The 16104-nt window shown below is 49.8% G+C and carries 13 protein-coding genes; 11 read left to right on the top strand and 2 right to left on the bottom strand.

Annotation, left to right across the window (positions count from 1 at the left end):
- The gene (locus tag LKD70_RS12455) at positions 1 to 1914 is read left to right on the top strand and encodes an NAD(+) synthase (RefSeq protein ID WP_227708297.1); all 1914 of its coding nucleotides are present in this window, start codon (positions 1 to 3) and stop codon (positions 1912 to 1914) included.
- Positions 1911 to 2927 carry a molybdopterin-binding protein gene (locus tag LKD70_RS12450; protein ID WP_227708296.1) on the top strand — a complete coding sequence of 339 codons (1017 nt, stop codon included), beginning with the start codon at positions 1911 to 1913 and terminating at the stop codon, positions 2925 to 2927. The genes LKD70_RS12455 and LKD70_RS12450 overlap by 4 nt, the downstream gene beginning before the upstream one ends.
- 55 nt (positions 2928 to 2982) lie before the next feature.
- Here LKD70_RS12450 and LKD70_RS12445 read toward each other — a convergent pair whose 3' ends face one another.
- Positions 2983 to 3876 (bottom strand): AraC family transcriptional regulator, encoded by an 894-nt coding sequence (locus LKD70_RS12445; protein WP_227708295.1) that lies wholly within the window; start codon positions 3874 to 3876, stop codon positions 2983 to 2985.
- A gap of 203 nt (positions 3877 to 4079) precedes the next feature.
- Here LKD70_RS12445 and LKD70_RS12440 point away from each other — a divergent pair, with 203 nt between their 5' ends.
- Together LKD70_RS12440 and malQ are read left to right on the top strand one after the other, a co-directional pair.
- Entirely contained in the window at positions 4080 to 6332 is a 2253-nt protein-coding gene (locus LKD70_RS12440) for a glycogen/starch/alpha-glucan phosphorylase (RefSeq protein ID WP_227708294.1), read from the top strand.
- Between the two features lie 10 nt (positions 6333 to 6342).
- Positions 6343 to 7842 carry a 4-alpha-glucanotransferase gene (malQ, locus tag LKD70_RS12435; RefSeq protein WP_227708293.1) on the top strand — a complete coding sequence of 500 codons (1500 nt, stop codon included), beginning with the start codon at positions 6343 to 6345 and terminating at the stop codon, positions 7840 to 7842.
- Positions 7843 to 7901: 59 nt separating this feature from the next.
- On the opposite strand, the gene spoVAC is transcribed toward malQ, so the two are convergent.
- A complete protein-coding gene (spoVAC, locus tag LKD70_RS12430) occupies positions 7902 to 8363 on the bottom strand; it encodes a stage V sporulation protein AC (protein WP_227708292.1) in 462 nt (153 codons plus the stop codon).
- Positions 8364 to 8633: 270 nt separating this feature from the next.
- On the opposite strand from spoVAC, the gene LKD70_RS12425 reads away from it, so the two are divergent.
- The 7 genes from LKD70_RS12425 to LKD70_RS12395 all read left to right on the top strand — a co-directional run bounded on the left by LKD70_RS12425 (position 8634) and on the right by LKD70_RS12395 (position 16094).
- Positions 8634 to 9701, top strand: a complete 1068-nt coding sequence (locus LKD70_RS12425) for a stage V sporulation protein AD (protein WP_227708291.1) — start codon at positions 8634 to 8636, stop codon at positions 9699 to 9701.
- A gap of 58 nt (positions 9702 to 9759) precedes the next feature.
- Entirely contained in the window at positions 9760 to 10116 is a 357-nt protein-coding gene (locus LKD70_RS12420; protein WP_227708290.1) for a SpoVA/SpoVAEb family sporulation membrane protein, read from the top strand.
- A 217-nt stretch (positions 10117 to 10333) separates the two neighbouring features.
- Entirely contained in the window at positions 10334 to 12172 is a 1839-nt protein-coding gene (glmS, locus tag LKD70_RS12415; protein WP_227708289.1) for a glutamine--fructose-6-phosphate transaminase (isomerizing), read from the top strand.
- A 172-nt stretch (positions 12173 to 12344) separates the two neighbouring features.
- Entirely contained in the window at positions 12345 to 13094 is a 750-nt protein-coding gene (locus tag LKD70_RS12410) for a CpsB/CapC family capsule biosynthesis tyrosine phosphatase (RefSeq protein ID WP_227708288.1), read from the top strand.
- Positions 13069 to 13839, top strand: coding sequence for a YveK family protein (locus LKD70_RS12405; protein ID WP_227708287.1), 771 nt, complete (start codon positions 13069 to 13071; stop codon positions 13837 to 13839). Before LKD70_RS12410 ends, LKD70_RS12405 begins: the two co-directional genes overlap by 26 nt.
- 12 nt (positions 13840 to 13851) lie before the next feature.
- Positions 13852 to 14535, top strand: a complete 684-nt coding sequence (locus tag LKD70_RS12400) for a CpsD/CapB family tyrosine-protein kinase (protein ID WP_227708286.1) — start codon at positions 13852 to 13854, stop codon at positions 14533 to 14535.
- A 128-nt stretch (positions 14536 to 14663) separates the two neighbouring features.
- Complete coding sequence (locus LKD70_RS12395; protein WP_227708285.1) at positions 14664 to 16094, top strand: LCP family protein; 1431 nt, start codon at positions 14664 to 14666, stop codon at positions 16092 to 16094.
- The last annotated feature ends 10 nt before the right edge of the window (positions 16095 to 16104 follow it).

The raw sequence follows: 16104 nt of genomic DNA, 5'->3' as shown, positions 1-16104 counted from the left end.
ATGAAAGACGGCTTTGTCAGAGTGGCAGCCGCGACGCCGGATATCCGGGTGGCGGATGTGGAATACAATACAGGGAAGATCTGTGAAGCGATCGGAGAAGCCTGTGATCACGGAGCAAAGATTATCGCGTTTCCGGAGCTGTGCGTGACAGGATATACGTGCGGAGATCTTTTTACGCAGGATATTCTCCTGCGCGAAGCAAAGAAAGCGCTGCTCCAGATCGCGGAATACACGAAAGACAGGGATATTCTCGTGTTTGTGGGAGTGCCGCTCAGTGTGTACGGAAAGCTGTACAATGCGGCGGCGGCGCTGAACCGGGGCAGTGTGATCGGACTTACGACGAAGACATTCCTTCCAAACTACGGTGAGTTTTACGAGATGCGCCAGTTCACACCGGGACCGGATCAGGCACGGTATCTTATTTTTGAGGGACAGCAGGTGCCTTTTGGTCCTCAGATCCTTTTCGCTGACACGGATATGGAAGAACTGGTTGTATCGGCGGAGATCTGCGAGGATGTGTGGTCTCCGGTGCCGCCCAGCATTCAGGCGGCGCTTGAAGGTGCGACTGTGATCGTAAACTGTTCGGCCAGCGATGAAACGATCGGAAAGGATACCTACAGAAGAGAACTGATCGCGGGCCAGTCGGCGCGGCTGATCGCGGGATATGTGTACGCCAATGCGGGCGAGGGCGAGTCGACTACGGATGTGGTGTTCGGCGGACACAATATCATCGCTGAAAACGGCGCAGTTCTCGCTCAGTCCAGACGGTATCACAACGGGATTATCTATTCCGAGTTTGATCTGCAGAGAATCATAAGTGAGCGGAGAAAGAACACGACATTTAAGGCGGCGCAGGAGAGAAGGCTGATCCGGGTGCCGTTCTCCGTGGAAAAAGAAGAGACGGAACTGTCAAGAACATTTCCGAAGAAGCCGTTCGTTCCTTCGGACGAGAGAGTCCGGGAGGAACGCTGCGAGGAGATTCTTACGATTCAGGCCATGGGCCTTAAAAAGCGGCTGGCCCATACCCACGCCCGGACTGCGGTGGTGGGAATCTCCGGCGGTCTTGACTCCACGCTTGCCCTGCTCGTGACTGCGCGGGCGTTTGACATGCTCGGGAGAGACAAGAAAGATATCATCGCTGTTACGATGCCGTGTTTCGGTACAACGGACCGGACATACAGAAATGCCTGCGACATGGCGCGGAAAACCGGGGCAACATTAAAAGAAGTGCCCATCGCGGACGCGGTGAATATTCATTTCCGGGACATCGGACAGGATCCGGAAAATCATGATGTTACTTATGAAAACGCGCAGGCGAGAGAACGGACGCAGGTTCTGATGGACATTGCGAACCGGACCGGCGGCATGGTGATCGGAACCGGGGATATGTCGGAACTGGCGCTTGGGTGGGCGACCTACAACGGAGATCATATGTCCATGTACGGCGTGAACGCTTCTGTGCCGAAGACGCTTGTGCGCCATCTTGTCAAATACGCGGCGGATGAGACCGAAGATGAAAAGCTTAAGAACGTGCTCTACGATGTGCTCGACACGCCGGTGAGTCCGGAGCTGCTTCCGCCGAAGGACGGCGATATCGCGCAGAAGACAGAAGATCTGGTAGGGCCTTATGAGCTGCACGACTTCTTCCTGTACTATATGATCCGTTTCGGCTACAGCCCGGCGAAAATCTTCCGTCTGGCACTGGCGACATTTGACGGGGAATATGACAGGGAAACGATACTAAAATGGCTGAAGACATTCTGCAGGAGGTTTTTCTCCCAGCAGTTTAAGCGTTCCTGTCTTCCGGACGGGCCGAAGATCGGAACGGTGGCGCTCTCGCCGCGGGGGGACTGGAGAATGCCGAGCGATGCATGTGCGGATATTTGGATGAAGGAACTGGAGGAGATAAAATGAAACTGATCAGAACAGAAGATGCGGCAGGCAGCGTGCTTTGCCATGATATTACGCAGATTATCCCGGGTGTGGTGAAAGACGCGGTGTTCCGTAAAGGACATGTGGTGACGGAGGAAGATATTCCGGTGCTTCTTTCGGTTGGAAAAGAGCATCTCTATGTGTGGGAGAAAGAAGAAGGGATGCTTCATGAGAATGAGGCGGCAGAGATCTTAAGACAGGTGTGCCAGGGAGAGTATATGAAAGCTTCCGAGCCGAAAGAGGGAAAGATCGAGCTGACTGCCGAAACGGACGGACTGCTGAAAATCGACCGGGAGAAGCTCAATGCGGTAAACGCGATGGGACAGATGGTGCTCGCTTCAAGACATGGCAATTTCCCGGTGAAGAAGGACGACAAGATCGTGGGGATGCGTGTGGTGCCCCTCGTTATCGAGGAGGAGAAGATGAACCGCGTCAAGGAGATCTGCGGGGATGAGCCGGTATTCAAGATTCTGCCCTTCCGCGCGCTGAAAGCTGGAATCGTGACAACGGGAAGTGAAGTGTTCCACGGAAGGATCAAGGACAGCTTCACCCCTGTTGTGAAAGGGAAACTGGAAGAGCTCGGTGTGGAAGTAATGGGAAATACGGTCTGCGACGACAAGCCGGAGATGGTGACTGAAGCGATCCGTGAGTGGATTGACAGAGGAGCGCAGATGATCGTCTGTACCGGAGGCATGAGCGTGGACCCGGATGACCGGACACCGCTTGCCATCCGGAACGCAACGGACACGGTTGTGACCTACGGGGCGCCGGTTCTGCCGGGGGCCATGTTCATGCTGGCGTATGCGGGAGAGATCCCGGTTATGGGACTGCCGGGGTGCGTTATGTACGCAAAGCGCACGATCTTCGATCTTGTTCTGCCAAGAGTTGTGGCAGGAGAGAGGCTGAGCGAGAACGACTTTCACGTACTCGGCGAAGGCGGCCTGTGCCTGAACTGTGACGTATGCACATATCCGAACTGCGGATTCGGGAAATAAGAGCGAATCCTGATTATTGAAAATCGCGTGAATCCGGTGCGTATGCGGTATAGGTTTATGCGGAAAAGGGGCGCTTCCTTCGCACTCCCGGCGCCTGTCCGTACTTCCGTTTGAACATCCGGTTAAAGTAGGAGAGGTTGTCAAACCCGCTTGCCTGGGCGACTTCCAGGACAGGGGCGTCGGAGGACATAAGCATCCGTTCTGCCATGGTCAGCCGGTAGTCGTTGAGATAGTCGATAAATCCGGTTCCCATGTGGGACTTAAAGAACTTCATAAAATGCGATTTGCTGTAGCATGTGATTTCAGCCATATCGTCGATGGTGACATGGTCGGCGTAGTGCTCCTCCACATATTTCAGAATCGTTTTCATCTTTTCGAGAGATCTCGTCTGCGCTGCGGAAGAGGTCTCTTTTTCCTTTTCCCGGCGGTTAGTGATGAGCAGGAAAAAGAACTGAAATAAAAGCCCTTTCACTGCAAGCTGATATCCCTCGGGCTGCGTGCCGCAGAGAAGGTCGATCTGACGGATGTATTCCGCGGCTTCCCTGTAGAAAGAGAGTGCGGGAGTAAGGAAAGTTTCAGAGGGGATGGCGCCTTCCATGAGCGGATTGATAAACCGGACCGCGCACAGGTCATTCTCCCCGGAAATGAGAAGCTCGGGTTTGAGTATGATATTTTCGTACTCCATTGTGTGCCCGCCGTCACGCTCAATGGAATGAAGCCGGCCCGGGCGGATGAGTGCGATGTCTCCGGAGGCGACTTCCTGTTTCTGCAGATCGACGGAAACGATCCCCCGGCCTTTCTTAATGACGATGAGCTCCAGTTCGGAGTGCCAGTGCAGGGGCACGGAAGGAAAATCTGCCGGGATCGAGCAGATATACGTGTTATACGGGAAATCCGCTGCCGTGTGGGATTTTGTCTCGTGGTAGTTCTGATATTCGCTGATATTCATATGCCGGAGTTCCTCCTTCGCTGTCATATGAGTCTTTCGGTATAAAAATTATGATAGTATTGTACAATAAAAGGGAAGTATATTGCAAGAAATCCGCACAAAAGCATATTAAAATGAATATCAGATGCTGAAGTCCGCATTCCGGAAAAAGAGCGGCGGACAGAAACAAAACACGAATGCAGTAATGTGAAAGGAGATTTACCATGAACATTCAGGAAAAAGTGGAAGCATATCTTGGAAAAACAGTCGCGGCAGCGTCAGACAAAGAAATTTACGGTGCGCTTCTGTCTGTAGTACAGGAGATGGCGGCAGAGAAGGAGCGCACAGACAGCAGGAAAAAGCTTTATTATATTTCGGCAGAGTTCCTGATCGGAAAACTTCTGTCCAACAACATGATCAACCTCGGCATCTATGAGGAAGTAAAAGAGATGCTTGAGAAAAATGGAAAGGATATCTGTGAGATCGAGGAGGCCGAGCCGGAGCCGTCGCTTGGAAACGGCGGTCTGGGACGTCTTGCGGCGTGCTTTCTGGACTCCATCGCCACACTGGGCCTTGCCGGAGACGGAATTGGCCTGAACTATCACCTCGGTCTTTTTAAACAGGAGTTTGAGGATCACCTTCAGAAAGAGACTCCAAACCCGTGGATTGAAGAAAAATCCTGGCTGAAAAAAACAGACGTGACATATCCGGTAAGCTTTAAAGGGCTCAATGTCAGCGCAAGAATGTATGACATCGAAGTGACCGGCTATAATAACAAGACAAACAAACTTCATCTTTTTGATCTCGATTCTGTCGATGAGACGATTGTTGAAGACGGAATTGATTTTAATAAGGAAGATATCGAGAAGAACCTGACACTCTTCCTCTATCCGGATGACAGCGATGAGCAGGGAAGACTGCTCCGTATCTATCAGCAGTATTTCATGGTCAGCAGCGGCGCACAGCTTATTCTTGACGAGTGTACGGCGAAAGGCTGCACTCTGTACGACCTTCCTGACTATGCGGTGATCCAGATCAACGACACGCATCCGACGATGGTGATCCCGGAACTGATCCGTCTTCTCATGGAGAGAGGAATGGACATGGACGACGCGATTGATGTGGTATCCCGCACATGCGCGTACACAAACCATACGATCCTCGCGGAAGCTCTGGAGAAGTGGCCGGTGGATTACTTAAAGAAAGTAGTTCCCCAGCTCGTTCCGATTATCGAAGTGCTGGATGACAAAGTGAGAAGGAAGTACGAGGACGAAAGCGTGGCCATTATTGACCGGAATGACACGGTTCATATGGCGCATATTGATATCCACTACGGATTCAGCGTAAACGGTGTGGCGGCTCTGCACACAGAGATCTTAAAAGACTCTGAGCTGAACAACTTCTACAGAATCTATCCGGAGAAGTTCAACAACAAGACAAACGGAATCACATTCCGCCGCTGGCTTATTCACTGCAATCCGCGCCTGAGCGCATTCCTCGACAGAACAATCGGCGAGGGGTACAAAAAAGACGCTGCAGAGCTTGAAAAGCTTCTGAAGTACAAAGACGACGAGAAGGTTTTAAATGAACTTCTTGCAATCAAATATGAGAACAAGAAAGATCTGTGTACTTACCTGAAAGCAACACAGGGAATCGAAATAAGCCCGGATACGATCTTTGATATCCAGGTAAAGCGTCTTCACGAGTACAAGCGCCAGCAGCTCAACGCGCTCTACATTATCGATAAGTATCTGGAGATCAAGGCGGGCAAAATCCCGTCTGCCCCGGTGACAGCGATCTTCGGCGCGAAGGCGGCTCCGGCATATGTGATCGCAAAAGATATTATTCACCTGATCCTCTGTCTGCAGGAGCTGATTAATAACGACCCGGAAGTGAACAAATATCTCCGTGTTGTGATGGTGGAAAACTATAACGTGACAAAGGCCGGCAAGCTGATCCCGGCATGCGATATCTCTGAGCAGATCTCCCTTGCATCCAAAGAGGCGAGCGGAACAGGAAACATGAAATTCATGTTAAACGGCGCTGTGACGCTTGGCACAGAAGACGGGGCGAACGTGGAGATTCACGAGGCGGTAGGCGACGACAACATTTTCGTGTTCGGCGCTTCCAGCAGCGAGGTCATCGAGCACTACGCGAAGGCTGACTATGTGGCGAAAGACTACTACGAGGAGAACGAGGCGATCAAGGCGGCGGTAGACTTTATCACAAGCGACGAGATGCTTGCGATCGGCTGCGAGGAGAATCTGGCACGTCTTCAGAAAGAGCTGATCGGCAAAGACTGGTTCATGACACTGCTTGACTTTGACTCCTACAAGGAGACAAAGGAGAAAGCGCTTGCCGCTTACGCGGACAGGAAAGTATGGGCGAAGATGGCACTTGTTAATATCGCAAAAGCAGGATTCTTCTCATCAGACAGAACGATCGAAGAGTACAACAGAGACATCTGGCATTTATAGGAGGAAAGAAATGAAAAGAGCAAGCGGAATCTTATTACCGGTATTCTCCCTTCCCTCAAAATACGGGATCGGATGCTTTTCAAAAGAAGCTTACAAATTCGTGGATATGCTGAAGGAAGCAGGGCAGAGCTACTGGCAGATCCTGCCGCTTGGACCGACTGGCTACGGGGATTCCCCGTACCAGTCTTTCTCCACATATGCCGGAAATCCATACTTTATCGATCTGAAGACGCTGATCCGCGAGGGGCTTCTTACGAAGAAAGAATGTAAGGCATATGATTTCGGAGACCGGGAGGACTGTATCGATTACGAAAAAATCTATAAGGCAAGATTCAAAGTGCTCAGAAAAGCGTACGAGCGCTTTAAGCCGGATGAGGAATATGAGGCATTTGTCACAGAAAATGCATTCTGGCTGGAAGATTACAGCCTTTACATGGCGATCAAGGACAAAAACGGCGGCGTGAGCTGGAATGAGTGGGAGGCGCCGCTTAAGAACAGGGAAGAGGCCGCCCTTGAGCAGGCGCGCAGAGAGCTTGCAGACGCCATCGGCTTTTACCGCTTCCAGCAGTATGAGTTTGACCGCCAGTGGAAAAAACTTCACGCATATGCGAATAAGCAGGGCGTCAGAATCATCGGAGATATCCCGATCTATGTAGCGTTTGACAGTGCGGATACATGGGCGGCGCCGGAGCTGTTCCAGTTTGATGAGAACAACGAACCCACAGGTGTGGCGGGATGCCCGCCGGATGCGTTTTCTGCAACAGGACAGCTCTGGGGCAATCCGCTCTATGACTGGGAATACCATAAAAAGACAGGCTACGAATGGTGGATCCGCAGAATCGAATACTGCTTCCGTCTCTATGACGTTGTGCGTATCGATCATTTCCGCGGGTTTGACGAGTACTACTCGATTCCTTACGGGGAGGAGACCGCGGTGAACGGCAAATGGATGCCGGGACCGGGGATGGAGCTTTTCCGTGCGGTTGAAGCGAAACTCGGACGCCCGGAGATCATCGCCGAAGACCTGGGATTCTTAACTCCGAGTGTCCTGAAATTGTTGAAAGACAGCGGTTTTCCGGGAATGAAGGTGCTCCAGTTTGCCTTTGATTCCAGAGAGTCCGCAAACTATCTGCCGCACACGTATCCGACAAACTGTGTTGTATATACGGGAACGCATGATAACGATACGACGAGAGGATGGTATCATGAGGTCGGAAAACCTGCCCGAGATTTTGCGAAAGAATATATGTGCAAGCCGCGCCTTGACGAAGACACGCTGGCGGGGGACTTTATCGCCATGGCCATGAGCAGCGTGGCAGATCTCTGTGTCATTCCCATGCAGGACTATCTCGGTCTGGGAAGCGAGGCGCGCATCAACATTCCGTCCACGCTGGGCGGCAACTGGGTGTGGCGTATGAAGAAGAAGGAATTTGATAAAGAGACGGTCAGAGAGATCGCCAGGGTGACGAAACTCTACGGAAGAATGCCGGAGTGCGATCAGGATGTTTAGAATGAGGGGGCTTTTTGGCCCCCTGATTTTGTTCAGGCGACGTTCATAAGTCTGGGGATTTATGAGACAGCGCTCCAAAGCCAGTATACAAGGCCGAGCGTCCAGCTTGTAAAAATGCCGTAAAGAATGACAGGGCCGGCGATGGTGAAGATCTTGCAGCCGATGCCGAAGACCTGTCCTTCCTTCTTGTATTCGATGGCGGGGGCAGCGACAGAGTTCGCAAAGCCTGTGATCGGGACAAGCGCCCCTGCGCCGCCCCACTTCGCGATGCGCGGATAGATGCCTGTTCCGGTCAGAATGACGCTTAAGAGTACAAGAATCAGTGAAGTCCAGCTGCTGCAGTCGTCAGAACTGAGCTGTCTGATCTGGCAGTAGTGATAAATCACCTGCCCGATCAGACAGATTGACCCGCCGGTGACAAATGCGCGAATCATGTCAAGCCACACATTGTGCCGGGGTGTTTTCTGTTTTACATATTGTTCATATTCCTTTTCCTGTTTTAATTTCTGTATTTTGTCCATATATTATTCTCCTGTTCTCCCTTTCCGCCGCCTTCCGGGGCGTGCTGTCAGAGGCGGCCTTTCTGTCCGATCTGTTTTTTTGTTCCATTTGCTTTTGTTAATTCTGTTTTTGCTCAGATTCAGTATCTGCCGTTCCGAATAAAAATATTCGGGATTTTTCTGCTTCGTACATATTTCCCGCGAAAAGTGAAAATAATGCTTCCTGTAATGACAACAGAGCGCGGCAGAAATGCCGCTTCAGTGAAAAAGGAAAGAAAGAGGCAGAAGCATATGAACCAGACCAGTGGGAAACAAAGTATTTTTTTTGAAAATGCGCCGTTTATTGTGAGTGCGGCATCTGTAGTCGGGAGCAAAGAAGCAGAGGGGCCGCTGGGAAAGCTGTTTGATGTGGCAGGGGAAGACAATCTGTTTGGGGCGGAGACGTGGGAGGAAGCAGAGAGCACGATGCAGAAAGATGCCTGTGTGCTGGCAGTGGGAAAGGCACGTATAAAGGACAGTCAGATCAGATATCTGTTCGGCGGAGATCTGCTCAGACAGGGAATCGCCACTTCCATGGGCGCAGAATCGCTGCATATTCCCATGTTCGGGCTCTACGGTGCGTGTTCCACATCGGGAGAGGCTCTGGCGCTGGCGGCAATGAGCGCTGCGGCCGGGTACGGGGAGTATATGCTGGCGGTAACGTCCAGCCATTTCGGAAGCGCGGAAAAGGAATTCCGGTTTCCGCTGGGATATGCGAACCAGCGGCCTCTGTCAGCTCAGTGGACAGTGACGGGCAGTGGGGCGTTCATTGTGCACAGAGCGGATACGGCGGAAACGACGGGGGCAGGAGAGGAAAATACCGCCCGTATGAGTCATGTGAGAATCACAGGAGTGACTGTCGGGAAGATTGTAGATTACGGACTGAAAGACTCCCAGAACATGGGGGCGTGCATGGCGCCTGCGGCGACGGACACGATTGTGCAGAATTTTCTTGATATGGGTCGGTCAGAGGAGGACTATGACCGGATCATTACCGGGGATCTCGGACTGATCGGACAGTCGATTCTGTACGATCTGGCCAGGGGAAAGGGATATGACATACGGAAGCGTCATTTGGACTGCGGACTGACTGTGTTTGACCGCGAGACACAGGATACCCATGCGGGAGGAAGCGGCTGCGGCTGTGCGGCGGTTACGCTTGCGTCCTTTATCCTGCCGAAAGTCGAGAAAGGGGAGTGGAAGCGGGTCCTTTTTGTGCCGACGGGGGCGCTTATGTCCACTGTCAGTTATAATGAAGGAGCCAGCGTGCCGGGGATTGCGCATGGAATTGTGATTGAGCACTGCGCGGGTGCGGCGTAACAGCATATTGTGTCAGGAAAGACAAAAGAAAGGACATAATTACAGGAGGAAAGTTGCTATGGAATATCTTACAGCATTTGTAGTGGGAGGCCTGATCTGCGCAGCGGTGCAGATCCTTCTGGACCGGACAAAACTGATGCCGGGCAGAGTGATGGTGCTGCTTGTGTGTACAGGATCTGTGCTTGGATTTCTCGGCATTTATGAACCGTTTCAGAAGTTCGCGGGATCAGGGGCCAGTGTACCGCTTCTGGGGTTTGGAAATGTTCTCTGGCAGGGGGTGAAAGAGGCGGTGGACAAATACGGGTTTATCGGAGCTTTTATGGGCGGATTTACCGCCAGCGCCGTGGGTATTTCGGCCGCTCTGATTTTCGGCTACATCGCGTCGTTTGTGTTTGAGCCGAGAATGAAAAAGTAAGGGTTATTTCTTGACAGAGTATCAGTGCAGATGATATGATAATCCACGGAACCTGGGGACTTATGTTGTTTCTGTAATCAAGGAAAAGATGGTGTTTGTATGAGGTAATGAGATTTTTCGTAGTCAGTCAGAAAGATTTTATTACCTTTTTTATGCAGAGACAAAAAGACCAGAAAGGGCGCGGAAAGCGCCAAGCATCCAAAAAGGAGTATAAAATATGTGTGGAATTGTAGGATATGTAGGTGAAGAGCAGGCGGCTCCGATTCTTCTGGAGGGTCTTTCCAGACTGGAGTACAGAGGGTATGACTCTGCGGGAATCGCCGTGCGCAACGACAAGAATGATAAAATATCGATCGTAAAGGCGAAAGGCCGTCTGAAGATTCTTGCGGAAAAGACAGATAACGGCCATGCAGTGCGCGGAACATGCGGAATCGGACATACTCGCTGGGCGACTCACGGAGAACCGTCGGAGAACAACGCACATCCTCACTGTACAGAAGACAAGACAGTGGTGCTTGTTCACAATGGTATTATTGAGAACTATCAGGAACTGAAAGAAAAGCTGTTAAAATCAGGCTATACGTTTTATTCACAGACTGATACGGAGATCGCGGTCAAGCTGGTCGACTATTATTATAAGAAGACAGGCACTCCGCTGGAGGCGCTCACAAGAGCCATGCTGCGTATCAGAGGATCATACGCGTTTGGAATCATGTTCCATGACTGCCCGGGAAAACTCTATGCAGCGCGCAAGGACAGCCCGCTTATTATCGGAAAGAGCAAAAAAGGCTGCCTGATTGCATCCGATGTTCCGGCGATCCTGGACAAGACGAGAAATGTATACTATATCGGAAACCTTGAAGTAGCAGAGCTTACAAAGGACGAAGTACACTTTTACAATATCGACCGTGAAGAGATCCAGAAAGACATGGTAGAGATCAAATGGGATGCCGAGTCTGCGGAAAAGGGCGGATACGAGCATTTCATGCTTAAGGAGATCCACGAACAGCCAAAGGCTGTACAGGATACGGTCGGCGCTTATGTAAAAGACGGCGCCATTGACTTTACAGAAGTGGGACTTACAGATGAGACTCTGAAAAACCTGGAACGCATCTATATCGTGGCATGCGGTTCCGCATATCATGTCGGAATGGCGGCAAGATATGTACTGGAAGACATGGTGAGGATTCCGGTTGAGGTAGATCTTGCGTCAGAGTTCCGCTACCGCAATCCGATCCTTGTGCCGAATTCCATTGTGATTGTGATCTCACAGTCCGGCGAGACTGCAGACAGCCTTGCTGCACTGAGACTCGCGAAAGAGAGAGGCATACCGGTACTTGGCATTGTCAACGTAGTGGGCTCAAGCATCGCACGCGAGAGTGACTATATCCTGTATACATACGCGGGACCGGAAATCTCAGTGGCGACGACAAAAGCTTACAGCACGCAGCTCATCGCGACGTACCTGCTCGCCGTACAGGCGGCAAAAGTAAAGGGTACGATCGATGACAAGCGTTACACTGATCTGATCGCGGAGATTCAGACGCTGCCGGGCAAGATCCAGAAAACGCTGGACGACAAGGAGAGAATTCAGTGGTTCGCAAGCAAATATGCGAACGCAAAAGACATCTTCTTCATCGGCCGCGGAATTGATTACGCGATCAGCCTTGAGGGAAGTCTCAAGATGAAAGAAATCAGCTATATTCATTCCGAAGCGTATGCTGCCGGAGAGCTGAAACACGGAACAATCAGTCTCATCGAAGACGGCATTCTGGTTGTCGGTGTTCTGACTCAGAAAAATCTTTTCGAGAAGACTCTGAGCAATATGGTGGAAGTCAAGAGCCGCGGCGCTTACCTTATGGGGCTGACAACGTACGGCAATTATAATATAGAAGATACAGCGGACTTTTCCGTTTATGTGCCGAAGACAGAAGAGTATTTCGCAACGAGCCTTGCGATTATACCGCTTCAGCTGATGGGATATTACGTCAGCGTGGCAAAAGGCCTTGATGTGGACAAGCCGAGAAACCTGGCAAAGTCCGTTACAGTAGAATAATAGCCTGAAATCCCCAATATTGGGAATTATTCCCGATATACCGGGGGGGGGGGTAAAAATGTTGACAAACATTAAATGCAGGCGTATAGTGTTATAAGAAGCGGCAGGCACCATATATAGTACCTGCCGCGAAAGAGCTAAAAATATCCCGGAAAAGTTTAGGAGAGTGTGAATGGAACGATATGTAGACACACATTGTCATACGCTCCCGGAAGTTGATGACGGGGCGCAGAGCATGGAAGAGGCGCGGCAGATGCTGCAGATAGCATATGATGAAGGCATACGCCGCATAATCGTCACCCCCCATCATCATCCCCGAAGGGGCCATAAACCCCCAAGAATACTTCGGAGCCAGCTTAGACTTCTCCGGGAGGAAGCAGCCAAAGTCGGTGAGGACCTCCGTGTGTATCTTGGAACGGAGGTCTATTTTGGGCAGGATGTACCGGAACGTCTCAGAGACAAAAAGATTCTGACGATGAACCGGACTCAGTTTGTGCTGGTTGAGTTTTCCCATGCGGATCCGTTTGAGTATATCTGCCAGGGGATTCAGCAGATACAGATGAAGGGGTTTGAAGTGATTCTCGCTCATATTGAGCGGTATCACTGTATGTGCGACGATATAGAAAATGCGGCGCATATGAAGGATATGGGAGTAAGAATACAGATCAACGCAGACAGTATAACAGGAGAAAACGGCCGGAAAGTCAAACGGTTCGTCAGACAGCTTATGGATCGTGATCTGGTGTTCTGTGTCGGTACAGACGCACACAGTCCGAAAAGCCGTCCTCCGCGCATGAGGAAAGCGGCAGAATACGTGAAGAAAAAATACGGAGAAGAATATATGAAAAAGATATTCTTCAGCAATGCAAGAATCATGCTGAAGAGAAGGAGAAAAGATGAATCAGGACAGAGCAGCACATGATTTTGATAACGATGAAATCACAATAGATCTCACGGAACTGTTGAGTTTCCTGTGGGGAAAGGCTTATATTATTATTTTGGCTGGCATCGTTGCCGCGCTTGTTGCATTTGGCGGCACCCAGCTTCTTATCACACCCAAATATACGTCATCGACCAGCATGTACATGCTGACAAGAAGCGATGGCAATTCTGGTCTTACGACTAGTGACCTTCAGACAGGTACGCAGCTCACGCAGGATTACATGGAACTTGTTAAGAGCCGGACAGTACTTGAACAGGTTATCTCAGTACTCAATCTTGACATGACTCCGGAAGAACTCAGCTCAACTATTACAACGTCAAATACTGAGAATACCCGAATCCTTACCATACAGGTGGAAAATGAGGATCCGGAACTCGCACGTGAGATCGCGGATGCTGTGCGCGAGGCGGCCAGCGTTACAATTGAGGATATTATGGAGATCGACGCTGTAAATACAATTGAGATGGCAAATCTTCCCGAAAATCCGTCCTCTCCGTCTGTGATGAGAAATACTGCAATAGGCGGTCTGCTTGGAATTGTGCTTGCAGCAGGTATTCTTGTTTTGATTTTCATACTGGATGATACAATTAAGACACCTGATGATGTGGAAAATTATCTCGGCCTGAATGTATTGACCTCTATTCCTATTCAGGAAGGTGAGCAGAAAGTTAAGAAAACAAAACGTCGGACTACGCGAAAAATGGCGCGGAAGATGAAGCGGTAGGAGGAAAGTCAGATGCGGGATATTGTGTTAAAAAATATGGCAAAAGATTACCGGAGCAATGAGGCATACAAAACACTTCGTACGAATATTGAATTTTCCGGTGATGAAAATAAGGCTATTGTGCTTACAAGCAGTACACCCAATGAGGGAAAAAGTACAGTCTCTCTTGGCCTGGCTTTTTCACTTGCAGAAAGCGGAAAGAAAGTGCTGCTGATCGATGCAGATCTGAGAAAATCCGTTCTGATGGGAAGACATAAAATTATGGATGAGGTGAAAGGACTGAGTCATTTCCTGTCCGGTCAGGCGGATCTGGACGCAGTAATGTGCAGGACACAGCAGGCCGGCCTGCATATGATCTTTGCCGGTGTTGTGCCGCCCAATCCGTCAGAGCTTCTGGGGAAAAAACGGTTTGAAAAACTGGTGTCTGACGCAAAACAGAATTATGATTATGTTATCATCGACGCACCTCCGCTTGGAAGTGTGATCGATGCAGCGGTTATCGCTAAAGTCTGCGATGCATCTGTACTTGTCATAGCTGCCAATGCCGTGAGCTATAAATTTGTACGTACGGTCAAGGATCAGATGGAGAAGACGGACTGTCCGATTTTGGGCGTAGTACTTAACAAAGTCAATATGAAGCAGAACAAGTATTACGGTAAATATTATGGCAAATATTACGGCGATTACGGAAATTAAGAGATACGCCTGAATATCAGGCATATCCCGGAAGAAAGGAACCGGATAAAATGAGTACACACAGACATTCTCGCAGAAGAAGGCGTGCGGGAGCTCACAGCACTCATCGCCATACAAAGGAGAAAAAAATGACAGGACTGCTGTCTGTCAGAAATAATCTCCCCGGCAAACTGATTCTCCTTGTTCAGCTGGCTCTGTCAGCAGTTCTGCTGGCTGTAATCTGGACAAGCGGTCTTGTGCCGTGGAAATATCTGGCTGCTCTGGGAATTGTACTTTTTGTACTTTTCGGGGTGCTGTTCGCCTTACAGTTTCTAAAAAACAGGTTATATATTGTCGGAATTATTATCAGCGTACTTGCGGATATTGCACTGATATTTGGAATTTACTACATGATACAGGCAAATGAGATGCTTTCGAATGTCGGCGGCGCCACATATAAAACAGATAATATGGTTGTGGTTGTTCGTGCTGATGATGATGCTGAAAATATTCTGGCTGCATCAAACTATGACTTTGGAATTCAGACAACTCAGGATCAGGAAAATAACCAGCTGATGCTGGAAGATCTGCAAAAGGTACTTGGTAAAGAACTGGATCTGACCGAATATGAGAACGTGACGGAAGAAGCACAGGCTCTTCTTGATGGTGAGATAGGCGCGGCAATTTATAATGAAGCGTTTACAGGCATTATTGATGAGAGCATTGAAGGATATTCCGATCAGGTTCGCATCCTGTATCAGTATGGAATAGAAACTGAAATTGAACAGGAAGAAACCAATGTGTCTGTAGAGGAGCCGTTTAATATCTATATCAGTGGTATTGATGTTTCCGGCCCGATTACAACAAACAGCAGAAGTGATGTAAATATTATCATGACGGTGAATCCAAATACTCACAAAATTCTGCTGACCACAACGCCAAGAGACTATTATGTCACAATTCCTGGAGTTTCCGGGGAGCAGAGGGATAAGCTGACACATGCCGGTATTTACGGTGTAGACGTATCTATGTCGACTCTGGAAAATCTTTACGGAATAGATATTACCTATTATGCGAGGGTGAATTTCACTTCTCTGATTAAGATTGTGGATGCTCTCGGAGGTGTCGATGTCTACTCAGAGTATGCATTTGAGACAGGAGGATATTCATTCCAGCAGGGACTCAACACTTTGAACGGAGAGCAGGCACTTGCCTTTTCAAGAGAGCGCTACAGCTTTTCGAGTGGAGACAATCAGCGCGGCAAAAATCAGGAAGCGGTGCTGACAGGAATTCTCCAGAAAGCAATGTCACCTGCCATACTTATGAATGCAAGTGAGCTGATCACCAGTGTGAGTGACAGCGTTGAGACAAACATGACACGGACGGAAATGGCAAAATTCATCAATCAGCAGCTTTCAGACGGAGCAAGCTGGGAGATTGAATCGACAGCCGCTACTGGAACAGGAGATAACCAGGCCTGCTATTCATCAGGATCACAGCTCCTGTACGTGATGTGGCCGGATGAACAATCCGTGGCTGAGATCAGCACAAAAATGCAGCAGATACTAAGTGGTCAGTGATTCAAAAGAA

It is taken from the genome of Ruminococcus turbiniformis, from assembly GCF_020687545.1.
Taxonomy (GTDB): Bacteria; Bacillota; Clostridia; order Lachnospirales; family Lachnospiraceae; genus Mediterraneibacter; species Mediterraneibacter turbiniformis.
The sequence above is the reverse complement of the archived record's forward strand: the minus strand, read 5'-3'. Positions and strand labels throughout refer to the sequence as shown.